The 19,122-nt window shown below is 63.7% G+C and carries 17 protein-coding genes; 5 read left to right on the top strand and 12 right to left on the bottom strand.

The window, feature by feature from the left end:
- Positions 1–116: 116 nt before the first annotated feature.
- Positions 117–1,466, top strand: a complete 1,350-nt coding sequence (locus tag Pan44_RS15010) for a hypothetical protein (protein ID WP_145030833.1) — start codon at positions 117–119, stop codon at positions 1,464–1,466.
- A gap of 36 nt (positions 1,467–1,502) precedes the next feature.
- Here the strand turns inward: Pan44_RS15010 and Pan44_RS15005 are convergent, their stop codons facing one another.
- Positions 1,503–2,291, bottom strand: coding sequence for an SDR family NAD(P)-dependent oxidoreductase (locus Pan44_RS15005; protein WP_145030832.1), 789 nt, complete (start codon positions 2,289–2,291; stop codon positions 1,503–1,505).
- Between the two features lie 223 nt (positions 2,292–2,514).
- Here Pan44_RS15005 and hisI point away from each other — a divergent pair, with 223 nt between their 5' ends.
- Positions 2,515–2,910, top strand: a complete 396-nt coding sequence (gene hisI, locus Pan44_RS15000; RefSeq protein ID WP_145030831.1) for a phosphoribosyl-AMP cyclohydrolase — start codon at positions 2,515–2,517, stop codon at positions 2,908–2,910.
- Between the two features lie 187 nt (positions 2,911–3,097).
- On the opposite strand, the gene Pan44_RS14995 is transcribed toward hisI, so the two are convergent.
- From Pan44_RS14995 to Pan44_RS14975, 5 genes are all read right to left on the bottom strand, one after another.
- Positions 3,098–3,313 carry a hypothetical protein gene (locus tag Pan44_RS14995; protein ID WP_145030830.1) on the bottom strand — a complete coding sequence of 72 codons (216 nt, stop codon included), beginning with the start codon at positions 3,311–3,313 and terminating at the stop codon, positions 3,098–3,100.
- Positions 3,314–3,686: 373 nt separating this feature from the next.
- Positions 3,687–4,739 (bottom strand): 3-oxoacyl-ACP synthase III, encoded by a 1,053-nt coding sequence (locus Pan44_RS14990; protein ID WP_145030829.1) that lies wholly within the window; start codon positions 4,737–4,739, stop codon positions 3,687–3,689.
- A 26-nt stretch (positions 4,740–4,765) separates the two neighbouring features.
- Positions 4,766–4,966, bottom strand: coding sequence for a hypothetical protein (locus tag Pan44_RS14985; RefSeq protein WP_145030828.1), 201 nt, complete (start codon positions 4,964–4,966; stop codon positions 4,766–4,768).
- Positions 4,967–5,298: 332 nt separating this feature from the next.
- Entirely contained in the window at positions 5,299–6,294 is a 996-nt protein-coding gene (gene floA / locus Pan44_RS14980) for a flotillin-like protein FloA (RefSeq protein WP_390620644.1), read from the bottom strand.
- Between the two features lie 127 nt (positions 6,295–6,421).
- On the bottom strand, positions 6,422–6,886 hold the full coding sequence (locus tag Pan44_RS14975) for a thioredoxin family protein (RefSeq protein WP_145030826.1): 465 nt from the start codon (positions 6,884–6,886) through the stop codon (positions 6,422–6,424).
- 380 nt (positions 6,887–7,266) lie between these two features.
- Here Pan44_RS14975 and Pan44_RS14970 point away from each other — a divergent pair, with 380 nt between their 5' ends.
- Positions 7,267–8,343, top strand: coding sequence for a hypothetical protein (locus Pan44_RS14970; protein ID WP_145030825.1), 1,077 nt, complete (start codon positions 7,267–7,269; stop codon positions 8,341–8,343).
- A 710-nt stretch (positions 8,344–9,053) separates the two neighbouring features.
- A complete protein-coding gene (locus Pan44_RS14965; RefSeq protein WP_145030824.1) occupies positions 9,054–10,340 on the top strand; it encodes a diphosphate--fructose-6-phosphate 1-phosphotransferase in 1,287 nt (428 codons plus the stop codon).
- A 78-nt stretch (positions 10,341–10,418) separates the two neighbouring features.
- On the opposite strand, the gene Pan44_RS14960 is transcribed toward Pan44_RS14965, so the two are convergent.
- A complete protein-coding gene (locus Pan44_RS14960; protein ID WP_197453342.1) occupies positions 10,419–13,367 on the bottom strand; it encodes an FHA domain-containing protein in 2,949 nt (982 codons plus the stop codon).
- A gap of 411 nt (positions 13,368–13,778) precedes the next feature.
- Here Pan44_RS14960 and Pan44_RS14955 point away from each other — a divergent pair, with 411 nt between their 5' ends.
- On the top strand, positions 13,779–14,105 hold the full coding sequence (locus Pan44_RS14955) for a VanZ family protein (protein WP_197453341.1): 327 nt from the start codon (positions 13,779–13,781) through the stop codon (positions 14,103–14,105).
- 163 nt (positions 14,106–14,268) lie between these two features.
- Here Pan44_RS14955 and Pan44_RS14950 read toward each other — a convergent pair whose 3' ends face one another.
- The 5 genes from Pan44_RS14950 to Pan44_RS14930 all read right to left on the bottom strand — a co-directional run bounded on the left by Pan44_RS14950 (position 14,269) and on the right by Pan44_RS14930 (position 19,065).
- The gene (locus Pan44_RS14950; RefSeq protein ID WP_145030821.1) at positions 14,269–14,898 is read right to left on the bottom strand and encodes a type III secretion system chaperone; all 630 of its coding nucleotides are present in this window, start codon (positions 14,896–14,898) and stop codon (positions 14,269–14,271) included.
- 131 nt (positions 14,899–15,029) lie between these two features.
- Positions 15,030–15,650 carry a phosphoesterase gene (locus Pan44_RS14945; RefSeq protein ID WP_197453340.1) on the bottom strand — a complete coding sequence of 207 codons (621 nt, stop codon included), beginning with the start codon at positions 15,648–15,650 and terminating at the stop codon, positions 15,030–15,032.
- 42 nt (positions 15,651–15,692) lie between these two features.
- Complete coding sequence (trpC, locus tag Pan44_RS14940; protein WP_145030820.1) at positions 15,693–16,475, bottom strand: indole-3-glycerol phosphate synthase TrpC; 783 nt, start codon at positions 16,473–16,475, stop codon at positions 15,693–15,695.
- A 532-nt stretch (positions 16,476–17,007) separates the two neighbouring features.
- Complete coding sequence (locus Pan44_RS14935) at positions 17,008–17,625, bottom strand: sigma-70 family RNA polymerase sigma factor (protein WP_145030819.1); 618 nt, start codon at positions 17,623–17,625, stop codon at positions 17,008–17,010.
- A gap of 6 nt (positions 17,626–17,631) precedes the next feature.
- A complete protein-coding gene (locus Pan44_RS14930; protein WP_197453339.1) occupies positions 17,632–19,065 on the bottom strand; it encodes a S41 family peptidase in 1,434 nt (477 codons plus the stop codon).
- Positions 19,066–19,122: the final 57 nt, after the last annotated feature.

Here is a 19,122-nt window from a genome sequence, read left to right as displayed (position 1 = left end):
GTCCCTGAGGGCCGAGTTCGAGGATGGTGTCCCCCTGACAGCACTACTCATCAGGGGGAGCCGCACTGAACGCCTGGCTGATCGGAGTCGAATCGAGTCGCGCCGAATTTCGGCCGTTGCTGGAGCGCGACGCGTTCATGGTCCGGGAGCGGGCCGACCTTCCGACGCGCGTGGATGACGCGGCCATGGTCTGCATCGCCCTCGATCATCCCGACCAGTTTTCCGGCGAGAGCATCCGGAGATTCCTGGCTGCGTTTGCCGGTGCCCGGATCGTCTGCGTCCGTTCACCGTGGTGCGCTTCCCTGCTCCGTTCCCGAGGCGACTGGCCCGCCGCCGTCATCGTTGACTGGCCGGGCCTCGCACGACGGATTCAACAGGAAGTTGAAACTCTGCGCGGCGAACGCGCGCCGTTGCCGCTGACGGCCGGACTCGAAGAGATCGCGTCGGCTGATCACTCCACACGGATGCCACGAACAGGCAGCGGAGGCAGCGCACGAGTGGTGAGCGCGGATCGGGCCTTTCGAGACGTTCTCACAGCGCAATTGCAGGAAGCGGGGTACAGCGTGACGAACTCGGGTACGGACCTGTGCGTTGTCGACGGCGATCCGGTCGAGGCCGTGCTCCCCGTTGTCACGGAACTGGACGCAAGCTGGCCCGCGGAAGCGCCGATGGTTCTGCTGACTGCGGATCCCGCCACGGTGGCCGGCCTCGTCCCGACGCGGGCCGTCGTGGCATCGAAGTTCGTGCCCGTAGGCGAATGGCTGAAGCGACTGGTGTTCGTGGTCGCCATCGCCACGGCGGTGCTGGAGTCGGGCTGCCGCGAGCCGGGCCGCCCAACGGAGACCGCTGTTCCAGCACCGCAGGCCGGCTGGAAGGAGCAGATCGAGGCCGTCCGCACCGGGAACAAGAGAGCAATCTCGATGTCCGCTCCGATCTCCGATTCAGACTGGAAGGAACTGCAGTCGGGCTGCGAAGGACTGGAAGTCCTCGAACTCGATGCAGGAGTTCCGCAGGGGGCCGACCTCTCACTGCTCACAGGTTTGCCGAAGCTCCGGCGGCTGAAATTCGGCGGCGACCTGACCGATTCGCAGGCGACGGCCGTGGGAAGGCTGCCGGGGGTGTCCGAGTTGATCGTATGGTCCGACTCCCTCACCGATGCGGGCGCGGGTGCACTCTGCCGGCTGCCCCTCGTTCAACTTCGGTTGAGGGCTCCGCTGGTGACGGATGCGGCAATGAGCGGGATTGGCGGCCTCAAGCAGCTTCGCTTTCTCCATCTGATCGACGTTCCGATCACCGATGCCGCGCTCCCTGCCCTCGCCCGACTTGAAGCACTCGAATCCCTGTATCTCGATCGGGGAAAATGCACGGACGAAGGGCTGTCGGCTCTGCTCAAGCAGCGGCCGGACATTCACTTTCACCGCGACCAGACACACCTGCGCGACGATCCCGGCAGGCACGAGCACTGACTCCCCTCAGGCACGACGTGCGCCCCGCAGGGATGTTCAGAAACAGGAGCGGATGACTCCGCCATCGACCCGCAACGCCGCGCCGTTGGTGGCCGACGCGAGAGGGCTGCAGACATAGGCGACGAGGCTGGCGACTTCCTCCGTGGTGGCGAAGCGTTTCAGCAGCGAGGTCGGTCGCATTTCCTCGAAGAACTGCTGCTCGAACTGATCGAACGGCTTGCCCTTGCTCAGCTGGCTGACGAATTCGTCGACGCCGGCCGAGCGCGTCGGCCCGGGAAGCACGGCGTTGACGGTGACGGCAGTGCCGGCACAGGTTTCGGCCAGTCCCCGCGAAACGGCCAGCTGCGCGGTCTTCGTCATGCCGTAGTGAATCATCTCCGAAGGAATCTGCACGCCGCTTTCGCTGCTGATAAAGACGATCCGCCCCCAGTTCCTCTGTTTCATTCCGGGCAGATACAGACGGCTCAGGCGAACGCCGCTGAGGACGTTGACTTCAAAGAAGCGACGCCAATCGGCGTCGGGAATCTCCTCGAACGGCTTGGGTTCGAAGATCCCCAGGTTGTTCACGAGGATGTCGACTTCGGGAAACGCCTCGTAGAGCCGCGCGGCGACTGCCGCATCGGAGAGATCGCCGACGAAGTCATCTACGGTCGCGGACGGAGCATTCCGGCGCAGTTGCTCGCGCGCCTCTGCCACCGACGCCGCGGAGCGGCCGTTCAGAATGACTCTGGCCCCTTCCTGCGCGAGCGTCGTCGCAATCGCGAGGCCGATCCCTTTCGTGGAACCGGTCACAAGCGTCCGCTTTCCTGCGAGCTTGAGGTCCATGGCAGATCCGTTTCGGGCTGGGCGACCAGGAGGAATGACTCAACGAGGGCACTGGATCATAGGTGCGACATCCGGGTGACAAAACCGGTCCACTTCAGATTCAGACGACCGGCCTCCCCGTGGCGACTCACAGGACGCCCCCGCCTGTTATCATTGCGAACCGTGCCTTCGAGGCTGTGTCCCACGCCTGTCGCTTCCCCCCTTCTCCCTCATCACCGTTCCGATGTCCGCGTCCGCCTCTGCTCCCGATTTCCAGAAGACCGAACTGATCCCCGTCATCGCGCAGGATGACGCGACGGGCGACGTGCTGATGCTGGCCTATATGAATCACGAAGCGTACGAGGAGACGCTCAAGACGGGGCGCGTCGTTTATTACAGCCGCAGCCGGAAGAAGCTGTGGCGAAAGGGAGAAGAGAGCGGCAACGTGCAGGAGCTGAAGTCGCTGTGGTTCGATTGCGATGCCGACACCCTGCTCGTCCGGGTGAACCAGATCGGTGGCGCGGCGTGCCACGAGGGTTATCGTTCCTGCTTCTTCAGGAAGATCGACCCGACGTCAGGCGCCATCAGCGTCGTCGGCAGCCGGGTCTTTGACCCGCAGGCGGTCTACGGAAAGAAGTAGGCCGCTCCCCTGCGTGCCGGACGCCCCGGGGCCGTTGGCTGGGGAAAAGACGTCAACCCGGGCGGACGTCGCTCACGACCGCGCCGGCAGAGCCCGTGACGCCCTGATCCGGAGCTGTGACGCTGCAAGAAGCCCTTCATCGCGGCCGCTGCTCCCACAATGCAGCGGCTCGCGATCCACTGACTGTTCAGGCCCCGGGAAGCATGGTCGTGCGGTAGGCCGTGAGAACGTGCAGGAGGTCTTCCGGAATCTGCAGCGTTTCGCCGTCGAAGTCGCCGAGCCAGGTTCTCTGCACACGCTGGGCGTCGGCCACGATTCTCCGGAACTCGCCGAAGCTGACGGAAACCTTCGGGGTTTCCTCTTCGCAGGTCATGCCAGTGAAGAGGCGAAGACGATGGCGCATTGCAATTTCCTTCCGTGGCCGAATCCGGAGACATTCGTCTCCACCGTGCAGCTTGCACGCATTTGTCTGGAAAGGTTTCGGCAGACTTGGCCGCGCCCCTTCACTGAATCTGCACATGAATCAGGTTCTTACGGGCCCCCCGAGACGGTGGAATGTTCCGGCTGGGTTGTGACGTTTCGCGCAGATCCTGCCGCCCGACCTGCCTGCATGAATCAGGGCCTCACCATGCGCCCCTCCCTCTGCACTCCTGGGAGCGAGCGTTTCAAGGCCGTGCCCTCACGATCGCGAGCCGCTGACTGCCCCCTCGAGAATGGGCAATTGTGGTGGGGTTCGCGGAATCAGCAGGCTGTTGCCGGGTAGGACGCTGCGCGTTTCAGCGGGCCTCTTCGATGCCCAGCATGATGCAGCTGAGGCCGCTGCCGATCCCGAGGAGGGCGACGCGGTCGCCCGCGGCGATATGCCCCTGCTCGTACCCTAGAGCCGCGGCGGTCGGAAGAGCGGCCGCTCCTGTATTGCCCAGGAACTCGACCGTTGGAAAATCGATCGACTGGCTCAGGCCCAGCTTCTCCAGCAGCAGCTGGCGATGAGCCTTCCCCACCTGATGCGTGAAACACTTGCTGACATCGGCGGCCGACCATTCGAGTGTGCGCTGGAAGCGTTCCCAGGTTTTCTCGGCCAGTGCGATTCCGGCGTGCAGGAGGGCTTCGGAATCGGTCTGCATCTGCGGGGCCGCGGCCCCCATCGCAGCCGCCTGGTCGCCTCCTGCGCACAGTTCGCTGTTGGACGTGTCGGCGAGGACAGCGCCCCCCAACAGACGGCGCTGCGTCTGGCTGATCTTCCGGTGGGTGAGAACGATGGCGGCTGATCCCGACCCGATCGTCAACGACGCGAATTCTCGCTTGATGTCTTTCCGGGTGATCCGGGAATCGGCGAGCAGCCGGGAAATCGTTCCTTCCACAAGATCCCGCCCGGTTTCGGTTCCGACGACCACGCCGGCCTTGATCCGGCCGAGTTCGATCTGGTCGGCAATCAGCAGCATGCCGTTGAGCAAGCCCAGGCAGGCGTTGCTGACGTCCATGATCATGCAATCGGACGGAAGCCCGGCGGCCCTGTGGACGCCCGCAGCAGTCGCGGGCTCCATCTGGTCGCGACAAACCGAGCCGTGGACCAGGGCCCCGATCTGCCCGGCAGTGAGATGCGTTTTTTCGATCGCTTTGCGAACGGTGCGTGCGCTGACAGCACCGGGACGGGTCCCGTTCGGATAGAACCGCCGCTCGCGGATGCCCGTCATCAGCTCAAGCCGGCCCTCAGGCAGCCCCAGCCGCTCGTAAACCGGGGCAAGCCGGGCTTCGATCTCCGCGGACGTGACGACGTCGTCGGGAAGCGTACAGGCAAACGACTCGACACAGACGTCAGTGTACCGCATGACGGGCGAGCCGCTTCCTTGCCGGATCAGCGTGCCGGAACGGCAGCACTCCGGCCGTTGATCAACGCTTCAAGTTCTGCAATCGCCGCGTACTGTCGCCGGCGGTCGGCTTCGACCTGCGGCGTGTAGTCGATCATTTCCAGCGCGACCGCGTTCTTCACGAAGCGCAGACCCCGAAGCAGGATTTCCTGCTGCTCGGAGGACAATGTCTGAGGCATGGTGGTCATGGAAAACAGGATCCAGGTCAGTTCACAGTCAGCCCGCTACAACTTCCGTGAACGTCCCTGTTCGCCCGGATCGTACTGCTTAACAGCACGATTCTCAACAATCGCGAGCGCCTCCTGGCGTCTCAGGCCGGACTTCCGGTTTTGAACCGCAGCCGGCCGCACAGCCTTTCGGCTGCACCGATATCCTCGCGGGAAGTCTCCCGGGGTCAATCCCCTCCATCGAGATTCTGACCCGGCGGACTGCGGCCAAAATTGCCGCAATCCCGTGCGAGCGTCGACGTTCCCGCCGCGACGCCCGGCAACTCCATCGCGCGGATCAACCCGCGCGAGCGTCAGCCTCCGTGGGAACGATCGCCATTCAGGCGGATCGCCCCCTTCCGGAAAGCATCCGCCATGGCCCGCGGAATCTCGGCTTCGGCGAGCACCACCTTGGCCCGGTTTTCCTGAGTACGGGCCCGCATCGACTGTTCGGTCGCGACAGCTTCCGCCCGTCGCTCTTCGGCCTTGGCCCGGGCGACGCGCACGTCGGCTTCCGCCTGGTCAGCCTGCAGACGGGCGCCAACGTTGTCCCCCACGTCGATGTCGGCAATGTCGATTGAGACGATCTCGTACGCCGTCTGGGAATCGAGCCCCTTCTCGAGCACGGCCCGGGCGATCAGCATCGGGTTGGCGAGCACTTCCTTGTGGGTCTGGCAGGAGCCAATGGCCGACACGATGCCCTCACCCACGCGGGCGATGATGGTGTCTTCCGTCGCCCCGCCGATGAGCTGGCTGAGGTTCGTGCGGACAGTGACCCGGGCGCGCGCCTTCAACTGAATGCCGTCTTTCGCGACACCGTCGAGCGTGCCGCGGCCAAGCCTGGGATCAGGACAATCGATGACCTTGGGATCGACGCTCGTGCGCACAGCGTCGAGGACGTCACGTCCTGCCAGATCGATCGCCGCGGCAGTGTCCCAGTCGAGAGGAATGCGGGCCCGATGGGCGGCGATCAATGCTCGAATACAGCGCTGGAGATTACCGCCGGCGAGGAAGTGAGCCTCCATGGCGGCCGTGCTGATATCGGTCAATCCGGCCTGTACAGCACTGATCTTCGCGTCAACGATCGCGGTCGGGTTCACTTTTCGCAGGCCCATGACGACGATCGCCAGGGGACTGATCCGGGCCCGGGTTACGAATGCCCGCAGCCAGAGTTTGAAGTACCGCACGAAGAGGATCAGGAACACCAGCCCGAGCAGGATGACGATCCCGATCACGGCGAAAATCGCGACCTGGCTCGGCGAACGCACAGGTCGGTTTCCAACCTGGGCCAGGAGGTCAACTTGGGCCAGTAGGTTCTGTGCCAGAAGTGCAGAGTTCTCGACCGCCCACCGCATGCAACGCTCCGTGTCAAATTTGGAATGACACGGAAATTGTGGCGGACCGGCGGGGCGTTTGCAAAGGCGACCGCACTGCAGGTCACCTGGTTCCCGAGACGGGCGTCACGCCCGTTGTGGCCTGCTTCGTCGAGGCCAGTGCGGCCCGATAGCCCGCCGCGTCCTTGAACCCCCTGATGCGTCCCATCAGATCGGCATTGGGGCTGAGCACGACGGCGCAGGGCAGCGCTTCGGCTTCGAGAATCTCGACGACTCGCGGGTCGCGATCGGCATCGATATGGATCGGAACGAAGTTCTCGTTGATGTAGGCGACGAGTTCACGGTCGGTCAGCGTGGACTTCTCCAGCTTCTTGCACCAGGTGCACCAATCGGCGCCGAATACGAACAACATGGGTTTGTTCGTCTCTCGCGACAGGCGATGGGCGGTTTTCAGGTCGGTCTGCCAGCGAATCCCGCCGGGGGGCGCCTCGGCGGCGAGGGCCCGCAGTCCCGGGACAACGAGGGCCAGGACTCCAAGACAGAGAATTCGCCTGCTGAATGTCGCCATCGATCGCCCCCAGAGGAATCGTGTGCGAGTCCGTCCTCGGCCTCGCCCTCTTCACGCGTCATCCTCGTTATCGGTTTCCGGACCGGCAGATTTTCAGCAAGTCATCGAATCCCCCCGACCGATTCCATCAGAAGGGTCGCGCAAATGTCCGCCGGGTCCGACCGGCCGTGTCAACGTGGTTAAACTGGAGAAGGCCGCGACCTCCGGATGGGTGGGGCGAGGACAAAAACGGTCTAGGCGGCCAACCGCTGCCGAAGCTAAATTCCGCGCCCCGCCGTCAGGCCGCAGGCGCGTTTCGTTTTGGGTCGGGCAGGATGCCGCACTTGAATCGAATCGCGAAGTGCCGGGCGGACGGGAACGCAGGAAAGGATTCCGCTGCAATGACGCATTGGACCAAGGTGTCACCGACTTCAACGGCCCCGCTCGCGGCGTGGCTGTTCGCCGTCTTTTGCGTCACCCCTGCCTTTTCGCAGCTCGACCAGGGGATCGCGCCCAATGCGAGGGATCGCGTTCCCCGCCCCGCAGGCCCGGGTTCCGTTCTGCTGGGGAATCCTGCTGATCCAGTCAAAACGGCCGACAGTTCTGCCGGCTCGTCGATTCCCAACGTCGGCCGTCCCGGTTCGCAGAACCTGAAGGACTCGATTCCGCCCGGCTATCAGATTCCGCCGGAACTCGAGAAATGGCTGACGGCGTGGGAAAAGCATTCGCAGGGAGTGCAGCGTCTCAACGGGACGTTTCGCCTCTACACCTACGATGAAATCTTCCAGATGGAGACCCGCGCGGTCGGCGACTTCTGGTACCAGAGCCCCGATAAGGGGCGGATGGATTTCAAGAAGGCCGACCTGAGCCGGGTTGCGAAGAATGCGGCCGGCCAGCTGATCAACCAGGGTCTCAAGGGGCCGAATGGCGCCCCCTACCAGGTGCAGAGCCGCGAGTGGGAGACCTGGAACTGCAACGGCAGTGAAATCCTGCAGATCTTTCACGACAAGCGGGAATACAACCGCATCGCGATTCCCCAGCAGTACCAGGGAGAGTCGATCAAGGAGAGCCCGCTCCCGTTCCTTTTCGGCCTGAAGAAGGACGAAGCCAAGGAACGCTACCTGATGCAGCTTGGTCCGATGCACGGGAAAATCCCGAATGGATACAAGGCTCCCTGCCTGCATGTGATCGCCGTTCCTCTTCGGGAGCAGGACAGCCGGGAATGGTCGAAGGCCGAAGTGCTGCTCGATTCGCAGACCTTCCTGCCGCAGAGCATCCAGACCTTCGATCCGGCCGGCACGAGCCGGAACGTCTACGCGTTTGCTGACGTCGAGGTGAACAGACCCTGGTTCCTGAAGGACCCGTTCACGCCTTCGACCAGCGGAATGCGGCTGATCCTCGACAGCGCCGCCCAGCGGCAGCAGTCGGGATCGGGCCCGGCAACGCCGTCCTCACCGAAGTTCGGCGTCGGGAAATAGAGGGCGTGGTTCCGCTGGCAATGCCCGGACGCAGTTCGGGAGCCGTGGATCGAATGAGCAGGGCTGGTCACTTTCTCAAGATGAGCCAATTCGTTGTTGGCGTGCGTCGTTGCCGCAAAATGACCTGCGGTGACGAGAAACGACCGACGGTGAAAAAGTGACTCGCCCCGCCCCAATCCCCACCCGTCCAAGCACTTCCGACTTCCGGGCCCTCCCGCGCAACCGCCCCCGTCATGATGGAGGACCTATGAACACATCCACCATCAACCTGTCGTCACACACCCCGGCCCGGCCCGCTCCATGTCTGCATCACGCACGCTCTCCCGATCCCTCCGCTGAACTTCCGCAGGGAAAGAGGGCGAGGAGTACAGTACCACCCACACAACGCGCCCTCCTCGCCCCCTCGGCGTCAAATACCTCCGCAGTTTTCCCAATCCCCGCCCGAGCCTGCGAACTCCGCGCACGGCTGGTCACTTCTTCAAGATGGGCCAATTCATTGTTGGGTTGCGCCATTGCCGCAAAATGACATGCGGTGACGAGAGACGGCCTCTTGTGAAAATGTGACTCGCCCTGATCCAATGAGCCCGCCGCTTCACGCCAGACCGCTTTCGGTCTAGCATCGCACGCTTTCGCGCCCCGCAGTTCCGCCTGCCGTGGCCGCACAGAATCACTCTCTTCATCACTCTCTTCGCGTTTACCGAAGCCGTCTCATGCCCAAGAACATGATCGTCGCCCAGTCGGGCGGCCCGTCTCCCGTCATCAACAACACGCTCCGCGGCATCGTCGAGACCGCTCGCCAGATGTCCGAGATCGGAACGGTCTACGGCGGCTGGCACGGCATCGAAGGGGTTCTCAAGGAAGAGCTGATGGATCTCTCGGCGCAGTGCCCGGAAGAGATCGCCCTGCTCCGCACGACTCCGGCCGCCGGCTCGGTGGGGACCTGCCGCTACAAGCTGAAGGAAAAGCAGAACGAAGATTTCGACCGGATCATGGAGATCTTCAAGGCCCATGACATCGGTTACTTCTGCTACATCGGCGGCAACGACTCGATGCACACGGCGCACACCGTGGCCGAGATCGCCCGGAAGCGCGGACTCGATGTGGTCGGCATCGGCGGTCCGAAAACGATCGACAACGACGTCGGCGACAGCGAGTTCAAGCTGGTCGACCACACCCCGGGCTACGGTTCGACGGCCCGCTACTGGGCGCACTACGTCCAGCAGGCGAACGAAGAGAACAACGGCAGCTGCCCGGCCGACCCGGTGCTCGTGATGCAGGCGATGGGCCGGAAGATTGGCTACATCCCGGCCGCCGCACGTCTCGCCGATCCGAATCGCGAACTGCCGCTGCAGATCTATCTCGCCGAGCGGAAGACGTCGCTCGAGCAGATCCACTCGAACGTGAACGAGACCCTGAAGAAGCACGGCCGCTGCATGGTCGTCGTTTCGGAAGGCCTCGACGTCGGCGATATCGGCATCCGGAAGGACTCGTTCGGCCACGCCCAGTTCAGCGCCTCTCAGATCACCGTCGCCCAGATCATCACGAACTACCTCAACGAGAAGGGCTTGGCCGTGAAGGGTTCGGCCCGCTGCAACGTGCCCGGCACCGACCAACGGCACAGCATGGCCTACGCGTCGACGGTCGACCTCGAAGAGGCGTACTACGTCGGCCAGAAGGCGGCGCTCCTTGCGGGAGCTGGCGAGCATGGCTACATGGCCACGATTCTTCGCACCGACTGGAACAACTACCAGGTGAAGTACGACAAGGCCCCGCTGGCCGAGGTCGCGGAGAAAGATCGCAAGTTCCCGGACAAATGGATCTCCAAGGACGGGATGGATGTCACGGATGACTTTTTGAAATATGCCCGCCCGCTCATCGGCGACGACTGGATCAGTGTCCCGATGATCAACGGCCGCATGCGGTTTGCGAAGCTGAAGCCGATCTTCGCCGACCAGAAGCTGCCGAAGTACGTTCCGCAGGCGGATCGCGCGAAGTAAGTCCTTCTCAAAGGAAAAAGCCCGGCGTATCCGCCGGGCTTTTTCCTTTTTCCAGGAGCGGTTTCGCCCCAATGAGAGTCACTCGCCCGCGGCGGGGTTCGTCGCAGGAATCTCGAGTTCTCCTTCCTCATCATCGGCGAGTGCTTCGGCCATCTCCGCGGTGGACCGGGCGATCGACTTCAGGCGCCGAATCCGCACGCCGTTGACGAGCGTGTAAACGCCCAGTCCAGCGGCCACCACCGTGCAGAGGATGCCGTACACGCGATACGACTGGCTGCTCCAGAATTCCGCGGACAGCAGGATCGCGCCGACCACGGCGACGAGGACCGCGACGACTGACGTCAACTGCATGCCGCTCTTCAACTCATTGGACTTGTGCTTGGCGACGGCGGCCCGCGCCTGCTGATTGGCGAGTTCCCTGAACGAGTCGAGATTGGCTCGCAGCGTCTCCTTTTCTTCGGCATTGAGCCGCCGGGCCTGACGGATCTCAGGCTCCTGAGCCGACTCGTCCGCCTCACTGGGCGTGATCACAGGTTCGGCGGCGAGGACTGGCTTCGGGCGATGCTCTTCCGGTTCCGGAGTTTTCTTGAGCAAACGGGCAAGATACGCAGACATGATGTCTTCATCGGTCTGTTCGCCCGTTGCGTCGTGCTCCTCCTCGCCCGGGCTCGAGAAGCCCCCTGCGGTGAACCCACCCGTTTCCCCTGCTGCCTCTTCTTCAGACGCCGATTCCTCGAATCCAGAGGACCCGAACTCTGAAGACTCGAACGACTGTTCAGAGTCGACGCCGTATTGCGACTGAGGAGTCGAATCGTCGAACGCCCGGTTCTCTTCATGGTCGACCGTCGGCTGCAGGCCGAACATCTCAGCCAGTTGGGCCCTCAGCGAAAGAACGTCGCCAGCGCCGGACTGCGGCGCGTCGTGCTCCGCAGTGGACTCGGCCTGGTACGCGTCGCCGTCCGTCTGATCGTAGGGATGCCCGTCGACATCGGCGGTGTCGGACGTGTACAGGGACTGCTGGTCGTCAAACGCCTGACCCTCAGGGAATTCCTCGTAACGCCCGAAACCGGAGTGCGGCTGGTCTGGATCGGCCTCGTTCCAGTCGGAGGAATGCGGCAAGTCGGAAGCAGCGTCTTCGAACTCCGCGTGGTGGGCCGGGTGTGATTCGACGGCCCCCCACGACTGTTCGGTCTCCTGCTGCTGCACGCCCTGGTCGTTGAAATCTCCCCAGAGATGTTGCGGGATCGGCGGTGGAACCGACGGGGCTGCTTCCGGCGCAGGGGCCTGCACTGCCTGTTCGAGTTCAGACGTCCGGGCCTCGAGGCGGCGCCATTCGGCTTCGAGCGTCTGGCGATCGCGGAGGAGCAGATCCTGTTCGGTCTCCCAGGTCTCGCGGGCCTGCTCGAACCGGGCACGTTCCTCGTCGAGCTGTGCCTGCAGCTGTGCGATTTCGGCCGACAGTGCAGTCTCGCTGCCCGGCTCGTGAGGCGTTGCCTCAATGACGGGAACCGCGGCCGACGCAGCGGCCGCTTCGGCGGTGGCAGCGAGTTCGGCGCGTTCCATCTCCCAGAAACCACGTTCTTCTCTCAACCGCGCCTGAAGCTCGCCGAGCTGAGTCCGCAGCAGTTGTATTTCGGCCTGCGACTCATGATCCGCGTCGCGGGAGATCGCATTCAGGCGGGCCCCTTCGGTGTGCCTTTCGAGCATCCAGGCGGCATGCTGCTCGTCGAGTTCCTGTTTCCGTTCATCCAGCACGTGTCGCTGAAGGGCGAGCGATTCTTCCTCCTCGGCAAGCCGCTGCTCGCGTTCGGAGAGCGCCGCCGCCGCGTCGTGGGCGAGGGAGTGCTGCCCGGCGGCTTCGTCGTGGAGCCGCAGCGTCTCGCGGTCGCGTGCCTCGAGTTCCGCCTGCTGTTCGTGGATGCGGCGGCGCAACTCGGAGATTTCGACTTCGCGTGTGGCGAGGTGTGCCCGCTCGGCGAACAGCTTGTCGCGGTCGGAGACGTATTCGGTCCGCTCCTGTTCGAACTGTTCGCGTTCGATCTTGATCTGTTCCTCGGTCCGCTGCAGCAGCGTCCGCTGTTCAGCCAGACGCTGGACGTCTTCGTTGCAGGCTTTCGACGACTCGAGTACCTGCGCGACCGACTCAGCGTGACGCTGTTCCTGAACGTTCAGCTGGTTCGCGCGCGCCTCGAGTGCGGCCTGCTGCTCGTCCAGCCGTGCTTCGCGGACGTCGAGAGCGGCCTTTCGTTCTTCGAGTGCCTGTCCCTGGCTGCCGAGCCGGCTCACCTCCTCGGCCAGCCTGGAACGGTCGCGTTCGAGAGTCTCACGCTCGGCCCGAAGCTGGACAGCCTGCTCGGCAAACTCGGCCGACTTCCTGCGCCAGTCCAGGTCGGCGCGGGAGAGTTCCGCCTGCAGTCGCTCGAGTTCCGTCTGCCGTTCATCGGCGACGCGGCGACGACCTTCCACCTGGGCCGTCTGCTCGACCAGGCGACGCTCGCGGGCGGAGGTGACCGTCTCGCGCTCGACCAGGTGGGCCAACTGGCTCAAAAGCTCTGCGTTGAGCTCCCCGATAATTTTCTCGCGCCGCGATGCCGCGCCGGTGTCAACGGTCGATGGAAGAAGTGTCCGGGGCGCGGCCGCGTGCACTTCCGTCGTCGTCCACCCGGAGATGCCGGTGTCGAGGAGCGACTGTGGGGCCGCGGCGGGGCGCGGGGCCGGTTCGGACGCGACGGCCGGTTTCCTGCGACGCGGCTTCGCCTTCAGCACTTCGAATTCGACGGGCCCGATGCAGATGCGGTCTCCGGGCCTGACAGCGCACTCGCGGACCACCCCGTCGTTCACCCAGGTGAGACGGGAGAAGGCCTTGAGGATGGAGCGCTGCGGGCCGACCAGCAGGACGGCGTGCTGGGCGTCGACCCCCTTCGTCTCCAGACGCACATCGGCCTCCGGCCCGGAACCGATCACGTACCGGCCGATTCCCAGCGGAATCAGGGGGGAGTCTGCATGGCCGCGAATGGGACGCAGCATGAGACTCGCCTCACGGGAAGCAGCGGCCTGTCGAGGTTCGGAGGAGTCGATGGCAAAGGCGGTCATGAGCATTTTCCTGCTGACTGCAGCTTCGCCTCCATCGCCGGTGACGACCGGCCCGTCCACACGGACCGCCGGCATCGGCGCGCGAAGTGCAACCTCACTGGTGAATAGCTCACGCAACTTGCCGCGATTGGCGGCGCGTGGCGGCGTGTCGCGTTTTTTCAACAATTGTTTCCGGCAGCTTCTGCCGATCCTGTCTGTACGATACGACGCCCGCATCACGAAGGATCGATCAGGCGACTCATGACCACTCCGACGAGTATGCAGCGCCGCTGGACAAAACCGGTTCTGACGGTTGTATGGATTGCCACTTCAGGTGTATTCACCACCCTGTTGTTGCATCCTGCGGTGCCCGAGACAGTTCGATCGTTCCTGGTGCGGCCCAACAGGCTGCTGGCCCGGACGGTGGAATACACGGCCCACACGGCCGTTTTCTTTATTGGCACGCAGTTCGCGCTCGTGTGCCTCGAGGCGGTGACGCGGCGACGACGCGTGGCGATCATCGCGGCGGCGGCGATCACGGCGGTCGCTGCGGAAGCGGCGCAGACCTGGGTTCCGACGCGGGGAGTCGACGTGTTCGACGCCGTCTGCAACCTGATCGGCGTCGGGCTGGCGGCCGTCGCCTACGTGAAGTTGTTCGCCCCGTTCACGGCCCGCGGCAGCGCGTCGGCCTGAGCGTCAGAAAAACTGAAATCGCCGCGAGATCCAAGGGGCTCTCGACGGGCGCTGAACGCCTGGAGAGCTTCTCCATTGGATGTCGCGGCGATCGAGGTGCAGCAATCGCCCCCGGAATTCCCTTGCGGGTTACTGCACCTGTTCCTGCCTGCTTTTGAAAAACTTACTTCACGACGGGGCTGGCGAACTTCGACTCGTTCGTGGCCGTCGTCGTGGCTGCTCCGGGGCTCACCCGGCCAGCAGTCTGCACTTCGGTTCCGCCGGGCCCGGTCGGCGCGGCCTGGTTCCAGCCGGCCACGCTCCACGTCGAATGCGTTTCGACCACCGTGGTTCCGAGGTCCTGCAGGATCACCTTGAACCGGGCGGAGGTCATGTTGTCGTTGGGAATGACCTGCTGCAGGACGAAGCGGCGATTCGACGGGATGTAGGCGAAGAACTTGCCGCCGCCCAGTTTGTCATTCTCGGCGAGCAGACGCAGAAGAGCGGTCCGCGGCACTTCGCTTGCCGATTTCGGGCATTCGTCGAGCCAGGCCATGATCCAGATCGACGTCCCATCCTGGCTGAGGACGGCCGACATCGAGAGTTCCCATTTCTGGTCGTCGAACGGAGCGAGGAACGCGAAATCGTAGCGCTGCTGCTGCTTGTCCGGCTTGAGCGTGAGCGATTCGAGCAGTTCGCCGAGCGACTTCTCCGTCAGCGCTCCGGGCGCTGGTTCGGCCCCGCGAGCAACGGCCCCGCTGAGAAGAACTCCGCCAGCGGCGCCCGTCAGAAGTCCACGTCGAGAGAGTTGCATCGGACACTCCTTTGTCTGCCAGCGGCCCGATGACGCAGTCCCTGCGCCATGCTTCCATGGAACAGCCCGACGGCTGAACTCAACGGGGCCCTAGACCGAGCACTGAACGCTCCGCTGGCGTGCAGCGAAGGTCAGCGGTCGGCGTGAATCAGGTAATCCAGGCAGATTTGCGACCAGGTCTCGAACTGGTCCTTCTCACGGGCCAATTCTGACGGATGTGCAAATCCTACCTCTCTAATCGACTCTTCCCGGGCGCGAACTTGCGGCGCTTCCAGCTCAAAAATGTGCACTACCCCGAGATGGACCCGTCCGACCTCGGTCTCGTCGTCATTGATCAGGCCGACACAGCGTTCGGTCCAGGGGGTGTCGATGAAGATCTCTTCCTCGATTTCCCGACGCATCCCTTCGCGGTAGACATCCGAGGACTTCGCCTGGTCCTCGTTGGAGAGATGACCGCCAATCCCGAGCGAACGCTTGCTGCGCAGCCGGCCGTCGCCGCCGACCTTGCCCCGTGTGTAGTGGAAGATCTGCTCGCCGCACTTCAGGAGGCAGTACGGGATGAGCTGCTTGAAGCTCGGATCTTCTTCCACCTCGACCCGCGGACGAAAGCTGGTGTAGGCCGGATCAAGAAGCGTCTTGAGGTAACGGTCGACACCTTCGGCGCGGAATCCCTGGAACTGCCCGAGATCGTGGAAAAGGGAGGTCGGGACGCAGAGGACCTGCTCCACGGAGGTGGTGGGCGCTGTGCTCAAAACTGACTCCTGATGATGTTCGACAGGCCGAAGCCTGTCCTCCTACTGGCTGAGCAGATCGCCGACCGCCTTGGCGAGATCGGGCTGCCGCATGAGCGATTCGCCGACGAGCATGGCGTCGATGCCGGCCGCCCGCAACCGCGCGACATCGGCGGCTGTCCTGATTCCGCTTTCGGCGACAAACGGAATCGTCGAGGGAACCCGCTCATGCAGCCGGACGGCGTGAGCGATATCGGTCACGAACGTTCGCAGATCGCGATTGTTGACTCCGACGAGCTTTGGATTCAGCGCCAGCACGCGGTCGAGATTCTCGGCATCGTACAGTTCGACCAGAGGCGTCATGCCGTGATCAAGAATCGCCGCGTGCAGGTCGGCAAGCTCCTGCCCGGGAAGGCACTCCGCAATCAGCAGAACGGCGTCGGCCCCGGAGGCCCGGGCCTCGAGGACCTGGTAGGCATCGAGGATGAAGTCTTTGCGGAGGACCGGAATTCCGACTTCGCGGCGAATCGCCACCAGGAAGTCGAGGTGGCCCTGAAAGAAGTGTTCGTCCGTCAGCACGCTGAGACAGTTTGCCCCGCCCTGTTCGTAGGTCCTGGCGATCGCAACCGGGTCGAAGTCGGCGCGGATCAGGCCGGCCGAAGGGGAGGCCTTCTTCACTTCAGCGATCAGGGCAACGGAGTTCTTCGTCTTCAGTCCCGCGACGAAATCCCGGACCGGGGGGGCATCCGCAAGACGGGCGCGAAGTTCCGCCAGCGGCGTTCGCGCCTTTGCGGCCGCGATTTCAGTGCGCTTATGAGCGACGATTTTGGAAAGCGTGTCTTGCAATGCAGGTCTCGTTCGGGCGTCGCAGGTTAGCAGGCCGCCGGGACGGCCGGAATCGGTCGGTGTCGAGAACCAGGGCGAGTCACTTTTTCACAATTCGGTCATCTCTCGTCACCGCAAGTCATTTGGCGGCAACGACGAACTGGCCCATCTTGAAACCGCGACCAGCCGTGCGCGGAGTTCGCAGGCTCGGGCGGGGACTGGGGAAACTGCGGAGGTATTCGACGCCGAGGGAGCGAGGAGGGCGCGTTGTGTGGGTGGTACTGTACTCCTCGCCCTCTTTCCTCCCCCTGAAGTCTTGCGGAGGGTTCGGCAGAGCGTGGGTGGTGCGGACAGGGAGCCGGCCGGGCCGGGGTGTTTGACGACAGGTTGATGGTGGATGTGTTCATAGGTCCTCCATCATGACGGGGGCGGTTGCGCGAGGGGGGCCGGTACTCGGTACTCGGTACTCGGTACTCGGAAGTGCTTTGGCGGGTGGGGATTGGGGCAGGACGTGTCCTGAGCTCCGACCGGAGGCGGCGTTCGACCACTCCGTTCAGGTCGATTCGGAGCCGAGTTCGTCTGTGAGCTTCTGGATGGCGCGGGCCCAGAGCATCTGGACGGCGCCGCGAGTGCGGCCCATCCGTTCGGCGACATCGTCAAACGGGAGGCGTTGCAGGTTTCTCAGGAGGATGACTTCCTGATAGTCCTCGGGAAGCCGCTCGATCGCCTGCGCCAGCGCAATCTCGCGTTCGCGGCCGCTGAGCATCTGACTGGGCGTCTCATCCGGGCTGGCAGGATCGTGGAAGAAGCCCTCCGAGTCGCTGCCGGCCTGAAGCGGAACTTCTTTCGCGCCGCCGCGTTTTTCGGTCCGCATGCGGCGGATGAAATCCTGGGTGTTGTGGGACAGGATCTTCCTCAGCCACGCGAGCCACTCCCCTTCAGTTCCGCCATCAAACTGCGGGAAGCCGCGATAGGCCTCAAGCATCGTCTGCTGCACGAGGTCCGACGCGTCCACCTTCTGGCGCATCCAACTTTCGACCTGGGTCCGGGCGACGAGGTTCACGTAGCTGCGGCAACGCGTGAAAAGCTCGTCGCGGGCGGCAGAGTCGCCGGCGCGGGCTTTCGCGAGGAGTGGAGCAAGGATCGAGGACGTTGACTTGTCGTAGCTCACAGTCCGCTATTTCTTTCTGGCCGGCAGCGATCGAAGGTATTCCTTCGCGATCACGACAGGGCCACGGTCAAAGCCGTAGGTTCCTCGGTCTGGCTGTGACGCGATCACCTGCCGCGCCATTCCATTGAACACCTGCCGAGCCACATCGGTTGGACTCTTCGGCGGTGTTGGCCAAATCGGCGGTCTCTCCGAGAAGTGTTTCGCCGACACTGTTTCCGGAGGTGTCTTTTGAGTCGTCTCGGAAACGACCAGTGTCCGGGAGCTTCCAGGACTCTCCAGCAGTCTGGTCGCGAAAGCCGCGGCCTGGGTTCCACTCCGGAGCGCAAAGGAATCGAAATCGAGATTGGGCCGATCTCCATGCTGGCCGAATACTTTAGCCCTCTTCCGTTCCATCAGAACAGTGGCAAGCCACCCTGCGCTGCCCGCCGAAGAGGGATCCGCCGCAATCGCGATCGGCACATCTGCGAACAGCTCTCCTGCTTCCGCGCGGAGCGGAGTTTTTTGATCCCTTTTGCAGACGCAGCCCATCTCACCGCCGTCCAGAAACTGATCGGCGAGCAGGATCGCGTAGTGCGCGGGCCCCTGCACTTCCCGCAGGTCGAGGACGATGCCATCGAGATCACGTTCTTTTTCGGCCAGCTTCCCGAGTTCATGGGGAACGGAACCGCCGAGTTGTTTCAGGGTCAGGACCGCGATCCGGCGACCGCCTTCCTCTTCGATCGTGCTCTCCAGCAGCGTCTGCGGCACGACGCCGCGAATCAGCGTGAGCGGTTCGTCCTGATCCGAGCCGGGACGTCGAATCATCAGTTCGACCGAAGTCCCCTCCGGGCCGCGGAGCCGTTCGACACATTCCTCAATCCGCTGGCTTTTCGTGGCCCATCCATCAATGGTGCGAACAACGGTTCCCTCCCGGACGCCGGCCCGATCCATCGGCCCATTCGGCATGATCGAGGCGACCTGCATTTCGCGTTGGTCGTCCAACCGCGTGGCAATCCCGACACCAACGTACCGGTTCTCCGCCAGCTGACGCTGAGCCACGTCGGCCTTTTTCGAGAGCAACTGGAGACCACCGGGGACACACGCTTCGAGAGCCTGGGCCACCGCCGATCGCGTCTCGCCATCGATCACGAACTTTTCCCCGCAGGCCGCTTTGAGAATGGCATGCATCTCGTGTTCGGATGTCGCGGCCGAACACCTGTCAGACAGGTCTGCGGGAGGCGTCAGGTCGCGAGCCTTGTACAAGGCCCTCGCAGCAATCAGAACCACCTGCTGTCTGGCGGGGGGCTCGTAGTGGTGCTTCGCGAGGAGATCGGCGAGCGAAATCATGTCCGACGCAAAGGTCGCCGCGTCCGACTGACTCTCACCCGCTCTCGCATGCGCCGCGCCGCACGACGCAATGATCGCCAAGGCCAGTCCGGCCGCCCCTGCTCGAAGATTCACGATGCGCCTCCTGGAGACAACGCCGTTCTGAACTTCGTGTGAGACGCATTGTGTCCG

Origin of the sequence: Caulifigura coniformis, assembly GCF_007745175.1 — a bacterium.
Taxonomy (GTDB): Bacteria; Planctomycetota; Planctomycetia; order Planctomycetales; family Planctomycetaceae; genus Caulifigura; species Caulifigura coniformis.
The sequence above is the reverse complement of the archived record's forward strand: the minus strand, read 5'-3'. Positions and strand labels throughout refer to the sequence as shown.